The sequence below is a fragment of the Actinokineospora xionganensis genome (assembly GCF_014323725.1).
GTDB lineage: Bacteria > Actinomycetota > Actinomycetes > Mycobacteriales > Pseudonocardiaceae > Actinokineospora > Actinokineospora xionganensis.
The window spans coordinates 1-1,411 of the sequence record NZ_JABVED010000055.1; the positions used below are offsets into that span (position 1 = coordinate 1).

The following is a 1,411-nucleotide window of genomic DNA, read 5'->3' on the forward strand; positions in this document are numbered from 1 at the left end:
GCGCTCGGCGTGCTCGACAACGTCCAGATCGGCCTCTGACGATTCCCCACCCGAACCACGATTGGCGGCTCACACAGTGACCGGCGTACTCGACCCTGCGGCTACAGCACAGCAGAGCCTGAGCACCAACGCGGCCAGGCAACTGGCCACGACCACCAAGTCCGTCCCGCAGATGCAGGAGATCACCTCGCGGTGGCTGCTGCGGATGCTCCCCTGGGTGAACGCCGCGGGCGCCGCCTACCGGGTCAACCGACGCCTGAGCTACACCGTCGGCGACGGGCGGCTCACCTTCACCAACGTCGGCGCCGCGATCAGTGTCATCCCCGCCGAACTGCGAGAACTCCCACTGCTGCGCGGCCTCGGCGACGACGCCACGCTCGACGCGCTCGCCGACCGGTTCGTGCAGCGGGAGTTCGCCGCGGGCGAGAACATCGTCACCCAGGGCACGCCCGCGGACGCGGTCCACCTGATCGCCCACGGCAAGGTGACCAAGAGCGGGACCGGCCACTACGGCGACCGGACCGTGCTCGCTGTGATGGCCGACGGCGAACACTTCGGCGACGACGCCCTGCTCGATCCGAGTGCGGCCTGGGAGTACACGGTCACCGCCGAGACGGGGTGCACGATGCTTTCCCTGCCCCGTCAGGAGTTCCTGGCGATGCTGGAACGCTCCGAGCCGCTGCGCGAGCACGTCGACGCGGTCCGCTCCAGCCCGACGGCGGCGCAGAACAAGCACGGCGAAGCCGAGATCGCGATGTCCTCGGGACACACCGGTGAGCCGGACCTGCCCGGCACGTTCGTCGACTACGACGGAGCGCCCCGCGAGTACGAACTCAGCCTCGCCCAGACCGTCCTGCGCGTGCACTCGCGGGTGGCGGACCTCTACAACGACCCGATGAACCAGGTGGAACACCAGCTCCGGCTGACCATCGAGGCATTGCGCGAACGCCAGGAATACGAGCTGGTCAACAACCGCGATTTCGGCCTGCTCCACAACGCCGATCTGCGTCAGCGCATCCACACCCGTGCGGGTGCCCCCGGTCCCGACGATCTCGACGAACTGCTGTCACGCAGGCGCAGGTCCAACTTCTTCCTCGCCCACCCGCGCGCGATCGCCGCGTTCGGTCGGGAATGCACCAAGGTCGGGCTTTATCCGTCCACTGTGGAGGTTCAGGGCAGGCCGATGCAGGCGTGGCGCGGCGTTCCGCTGCTGCCGTGCGACAAGATCCCGATCAGCCCGACCAACACGACGTCGATCCTGGTCATGCGCACCGGCGAGTCCGACCAGGGCGTCATCGGCCTGCACCAGACTGGCATCCCCGACGAGTACCAGCCCGGCCTGTCGGTGCGGTTCGCGGGCATCAACGAGAAGGCCGTCATCTCCTACCTCGTCAGCGCCTACTACTCCGCC

1 protein-coding gene is annotated in these 1,411 nt (G+C 68.2%); it reads left to right on the forward strand.

Annotated features, from left to right (window positions below):
• Window positions 1-76 precede the first annotated feature (76 nt).
• Window positions 77-1,411: family 2B encapsulin nanocompartment shell protein (locus GPZ80_RS31855; protein WP_312880685.1), on the forward strand; the 1,335-nt coding region annotated here is incomplete at its 3' end.